Below are 5401 nucleotides of genomic sequence, written 5' to 3' on the forward strand. Positions count from 1 at the left end.
CGCCCGGCAGGTGCAAAGCGCCGACCGCGACGAAGGCCTGCCCTCCGCTGAAGATCGGCAGCGCCCGCTGGAGCATGGTCAGGTTGCGGCGCGTGATGAACGCCGAGAGCCCGCACCTTGCTCAGCAGCTCGCGCCGATAGTCCTCGGACTGCGCCTGATCCCTGCTGGGCTTCGCCAGCACGTCCATCGCGCCGAGCGCGAGACAGCGCAGCGAGAGGTCGGCGCCGCGGGTCGTGTAGCTCGAGGCCATCACCACGGCGAGGCCCGGCTTGGCGCGCAGCAGCAGCGGAAGCGCCTCGACCCCGTCCATCTCGGGCATCTCGACGTCGAGCACCACGACGTCGGGCCGCGCCCAGGCGATGCTCTCCACCGCCTCCCTGCCCGACCGGCAGGTCGTGACGACGTCGAAGCCCGGCTCATCCTGCAGCCAGCGGGAGGTAAGGTTCCGCGCGACCACCGAGTCGTCGACGATCATCACGCGGACCCGCTCTGCGAGCCCGACGTCCAGCGCGGCTGTCACCGGCTTGCCCTCGCGGCCCAGCGCTTCAGAGAAGTCCCACCTCGGCGAACTTGGACGTGATGATCTCCTTGTCGAAGGGCTTCATCACGTACTCGTCGGCCCCGGCGCGCATCGCGCGCGCGATGTGGGCGACGTCGTTCTCGGTAGTGCAGAACACCACCTTCGGCGCGTCGCCGCCCGGCAGCGAGCGCAGCTCGGCCAGGAAGTCGAAGCCGTCCATCACCGGCATGTTCCAGTCGAGCAGAATGCCGTCCGGCATCGCCTGCTTGCACAGGGCAAGCGCGCTCTGGCCGTTCTCGGCCTCCGAGATCCGGAGGTCGTGGCCTTCCAGGATGCGGCGAGCGACCTTTCGGATGACGCTCGAATCGTCGACGACCAGGCAGTGTTTCATCGCATTCGGCTCCGGATGGCGCGCCAGCGGCGGACGCGGCCTTCTCATATTCTCTCAGGCGGCGATCGCGGCCGCGGCCGGCGGCTCCAGCGCCCGGTCGACGTCGAGCACCAGCAGCAGGCGGCCGTCGAGCCTATGCACGCATTCGGCGACCAAAGCCCAGCGCGGCGCGAGCGTCGCCGGCGTGGCCTCCCGCTGGCTCTCGCACAGGTCGAGGACGTCGCCCACGGAGTCGACGAGGAGCGCGAAGGCCTCCTGCTTGTGGTCGATGCCGATCGCCATCGGGCGCTGCTCGGGCGCGCGCGGCGGCAGGCTGAGGCGCAGCCGCATGTCGATCGCCGTCACGATGCGGCCGCGCAGATTGAGCACGCCGGCGACGTCCGGAGGCGCCAGCGGCACATGCGTCAGGCGGTCCGGGAGGAACACCTCCCGCACCCGCTCGATCGCGATGCCGAAGATCTGGCCCCCGACCTCGACCGTGACGTAGCTGCGGGTTCCGGCGCTGTCGCTCATGCGGCGTTCCTGTAGCCTGGCGCGAAATGCTGGAGGGCGGCGATGAGGCCCTGCCGGTCGAACTTCGCGACATATTCGCTGAAGCCGGCCTGGCGGGCGCGCTGCACGACGCTCGACCCGGTCAGGGAGGACAGCGCGAGGATCGGGATCCCGGCGGCGAGCGGCTCGGCGAGCAGCGCCTGGGCGAGCTGGAAGCCGTCCATCCCCGGCATCTCGATGTCGGAGACGATCACGTCGAAGCGCCGCCCGCGGCCGAGCAGATCGAGCGCCTCGGCGCCGCCATTCGCGCAGGTGACGCGGTAGCCCGCCGCCGTCAGCACCGGCGTCAGCATGTTGCGGAAGAAGGCGCTGTCATCGACCAGCAGGACGCAGGGCTGCAGGGCGGATTCGGTCGGCCGATCCTTGCGCTTCAGCCAGTCGTCGAAGGCGAGCGTAAGGTGGTGACCGACGTCGAGGATTTCGGTGGCGCGGCCGGCGATCACCGCAGTGCCCAGCACGCCCTCCGCCACGGAGGAGACGCCGATCTCGATGCGCTGCTCGACGATGTCGATGATCTCGTCGACGATAAAGCCGCAGGAGCGGCCGTCGTCGCAGAACACCAGCAGCGGCTGGTCGCCGCTCTCCTTGAGCCGGACGCCGTCGCCTGCGGGCACCAGCGGCATCAGCGCGCCGCGATACTGCACCATCGCCCGGCCGTCAGCGATCTCGACGGCGCTGACGTCGATCATCTCAAGGCGCGTGACCAGCGCCAGCGGCGCGGCCTTGGGCGCGGCGCCTCCGGCGCGGAACAGCAGCAGCGGCACGACCGAACCGGTCTCCGCGGCTTCCGCGCCCTCGTCCTTGCCGAGGCCGGAATCGTGCGCGCTCGCGGGGCCCGCGGCCTGCGCGACGCCGTTCGGGTCGAGGATCAGCACCACCGAGCCGTCGCCGAGGATGGTGGTGCCGGCGAACAGCGTGATCTCCTTGAGCCGCGAGGCCATCGGCTTGACCACGATTTCCTCGGTGTGGAGCACGTCGTCCACCACGAGGCCGAAGGCGTCCTCGCCGGACTGGAGCACGACCACGAAGGCGTCGTCCTCCTGCTCGTCCTCGGGCTGCGGCAGGCCGAGCAGGCCGCGCAGCCGGACCAGCGGCAGCAGGCGGTCGCGAAGCCGGAGCAGCGGGGCGTCGCCGATGCGCTCGATGCGCTGCTCGCCGCCGGGCCGGGCGCGCACGAGCTCGAGCACGGCGAGCTGAGGGATGGCGAAGATTTCGGAGCCGAGCGTCACCATCAGCGCCGACACGATGGCGAGCGTCAGCGGGATGCGGATCACGACGGCGGAGCCCTTGCCGGGCGTCGAGCGCAGGTCGACCGACCCGCCGATCAGCTCGATGTTGGCGCGCACCACGTCCATGCCGACGCCGCGGCCGGAGACGCTCGTCACCGCCGCGGCGGTCGAGAAGCCGGGCGCGAAGATGAAGCGGTGGATCTGGGCGTCCGACATCTTCTCGATCTCGGACTCGGTCGCAAGACCGTTGGCGATCGCCTTCTTCTTGATCCGCTCGACGTCGAGCCCACGGCCGTCGTCGGCGATCTCGACGATGATGCAGCCGCCCTGGTGATAGGCCGACAGCCGGATCACGCCGGTCTCCGACTTGCCCGCCGCGGCGCGCTCCGCCGGCCCCTCGAGACCGTGGTCCGCGCAGTTGCGGACCATGTGGGTCAGCGGGTCCTTGATGAGGTCAAGCACCTGGCGGTCGAGCTCGGTCTCGGCGCCCTCGGTGACGAGCTCGATCTTCTTGCCGAGATCGGCCGCAAGGTCGCGAACCAGCCGCGGCAGCGCGCGCCAGGCGGCCCCGATCGGCTGCATGCGCGTCTTCATCACGCCTTCCTGCAGCTCGGCGGTGACGTGGCTCAGCCGCTGCAGCGGAAGTCCGAAATCGCTCTCGCCCTGCCGACGGACGGTGTCGAGCAACTGGTTGCGGGTCAGCACCAGCTCGGAGACCATGGTCATCAGCCGGTCGAGCGTGTCGACGCCGACCCGGATGGTCTGGCCGGCGAGCGTGCTTTCGCCGCGCCCGGTCTCCTCTGCGGGGACCGCCGCCGGAACCGGCGCGATCGCAGCCACGGGCTTGGGCGGGGGGGGCAGGTCCGGGCCGGGCGCCTCGCGGAAGGCGCGCTCCAGTTCGTCGAGAGAAACCTCTCCGGGACGAAGCTCGCGCGCCGGGACGTCATTGGCGGGCGGCGGCGGCTCGACGGCATGGACCGGCGCGGTCTTGACCGCCGCGGACACGCGCTCGAGTTCGAGCACCAGATCGCTGTCGTCGCCGTCGGGCTCGGCGCCCGTGCGCTCCAGCGCGGCCAGGATGTCCTTGATCCGGTCGATCGCCGCGAGGATCAGCGTCACCGCGTCCGGCGTCGCCATCGCGCCGGAGCGGAACTCGCCCATCAGGGTTTCGGCGGCGTGCGCCAGGGCCTCGAGCCGCGGCAGGCCGAGGAAGCCGCAGGTCCCCTTCACGGTGTGGACCAGACGGAAGATGTTGCCGAGGATCTTGGCGTTCGCGGGTTCCTGCTCGAAGCGGACCAGCTCCACGTCCACGAGATCGAGGTTTTCCGCCGTTTCGGTCAGAAAGTCGCGCAGCAGGTCGTCCAACGCCAAGCCCCCACATGGCGCGCCAAGCGGCGCAAGGGGATCATGGCTGACAAACCATAACGGATGGTTGCGGGAGCCGCCCCGCGCGACCGCCTCAGGCGGCGACGCGCGCCCAGGTGACGATGCGTTCGCCCTCGACCTCGGCCTCGATCGTCACCGTCATCTCTGCCGCGCGCGCGACCAGCCCGGCGTAGAAGGGCTGGATGACGTGGGCGTCGATGCGATCGTCGGGCGCGCGGCCCGCAAGAAGGTCGAGCACGTTGGCCGGCACCCGGGCGTGCGGCCCTTCGGTCGCGAGCTTGAACTCGGTCGCCTCGCCTTCGCCAACCGCGGAGACCGTGATGGCGCCGCCGCGCGGGATCGTGGTCGCGGCCACCAGCACCAGGTTCAGCAGCAGCTTCACCTTGTTCTTCGGCAGCAGCTGGCGCGGCGCCTCCCAGATCAGCTTGGTCTTCTGGTCCTCGACGAAGCCGCGCGCGACCTGCTCGGCGTCGCCGAGATCCAGCATGGCGGCCGCCGAGCCGGCGGCGCCGAACGCGATGCGGCAGAACTGCAGCCGCGCCGAGGCCTGCGCCGCGCTCTTCTTGATGAGGTCGAACGCGAAGCCGCGCATGCCCTCGTCCTTCTCGTCCTCGAGGATCTCGAGGCCGTTGACGATGGCGCCCACCGGGCTGATCACGTCATGGCACACCCGGCTCGCGACCAGCGCCGCGAGATCGAGGCTTTCGAGCGTGATGAGGCCGGTGCCGGGAATCTCGTCGGAGGTTGACATCAGGGCTCCTGCCGAGGCTTGAGTGCGGCGTTCCGAGCGCTCGGCCCCCGCATGCCTCGCGAGTCGGTTCTTTCTGCAGCGAGCATGCCTGATACACGCTGGCGTATCCCGCCTCAAGGCGAGAGCTGCGCCGTACATCCTGGGAGCCACCGATGACCGTCGACGCTGTCGATGCGCGCCTGCTGAACGAGCTCGCCCGACTGTGCGTCGAGGCGGGACGGACCATCCTCGACGTCTATGAGGCCGAAAGCATCGCCGTGCGGGCGAAGGACGACCGCAGCCCGGTCACGGAAGCCGACGAGCGGGCGGAGGCCATCCTGATCTCGGGGCTCGCGGCGCTGTTTCCGCATGTGCCGGTGATCGCCGAGGAGGCGAGCTCGCGCGACGGCGCGCCGTCGAGCGCGCCCAAGACCTTCCTCCTGGTGGACCCGCTCGACGGCACCCGCGAGTTCATCGCGCGCAACGGCGAATTCACGGTGAATGTCGGCCTGGTTTCGGGCGGCGTGCCCGTGGCGGGCTGCGTGCACGCTCCCGCGCTCGGCGCCACCTGGATCGGCGCGACCGGCCTCGG

The 5401-nt window shown here is 70.5% G+C and carries 5 protein-coding genes and 2 pseudogenes; 1 reads left to right on the top strand and 6 read right to left on the bottom strand.

Translation table 11 applies throughout. The features are described 5' to 3' along the window. The 6 genes and pseudogenes from ACIKT0_RS12375 to chpT form a co-directional block, all read right to left on the bottom strand. Window positions 1–97 (bottom strand): annotated as a pseudogene (locus tag ACIKT0_RS12375) (TraB/GumN family protein); the annotation flags it as partial. A gap of 121 nt (window positions 98–218) precedes the next feature. Beyond that, window positions 219–476, bottom strand: a pseudogene (locus tag ACIKT0_RS12380) (response regulator); the annotation flags it as partial. 70 nt (window positions 477–546) lie between these two features. Further along, window positions 547–912, bottom strand: a complete 366-nt coding sequence (locus ACIKT0_RS12385; protein WP_183395435.1) for a response regulator — start codon at window positions 910–912, stop codon at window positions 547–549. 54 nt (window positions 913–966) lie between these two features. Further along, the gene (locus ACIKT0_RS12390) at window positions 967–1425 is read right to left on the bottom strand and encodes a chemotaxis protein CheW (protein ID WP_407105635.1); all 459 of its coding nucleotides are present in this window, start codon (window positions 1423–1425) and stop codon (window positions 967–969) included. Then, complete coding sequence (locus ACIKT0_RS12395) at window positions 1422–4058, bottom strand: hybrid sensor histidine kinase/response regulator (RefSeq protein ID WP_407105638.1); 2637 nt, start codon at window positions 4056–4058, stop codon at window positions 1422–1424. Before ACIKT0_RS12395 ends, ACIKT0_RS12390 begins: the two co-directional genes overlap by 4 nt. 94 nt (window positions 4059–4152) lie before the next feature. Continuing rightward, a complete protein-coding gene (chpT, locus tag ACIKT0_RS12400; protein ID WP_407105636.1) occupies window positions 4153–4830 on the bottom strand; it encodes a histidine phosphotransferase ChpT in 678 nt (225 codons plus the stop codon). 152 nt (window positions 4831–4982) lie between these two features. Between chpT and ACIKT0_RS12405 the strand changes: the two genes are divergently transcribed. Beyond that, window positions 4983–5401 (top strand): 3'(2'),5'-bisphosphate nucleotidase CysQ family protein (locus ACIKT0_RS12405; RefSeq protein ID WP_407105637.1); only part of this gene is annotated, 419 nt, incomplete at its 3' end.

It is taken from the genome of Hansschlegelia beijingensis (assembly GCF_045505405.1).
In the GTDB taxonomy this organism is placed as follows: Bacteria; Pseudomonadota; Alphaproteobacteria; order Rhizobiales; family Methylopilaceae; genus Methylopila; species Methylopila beijingensis_A.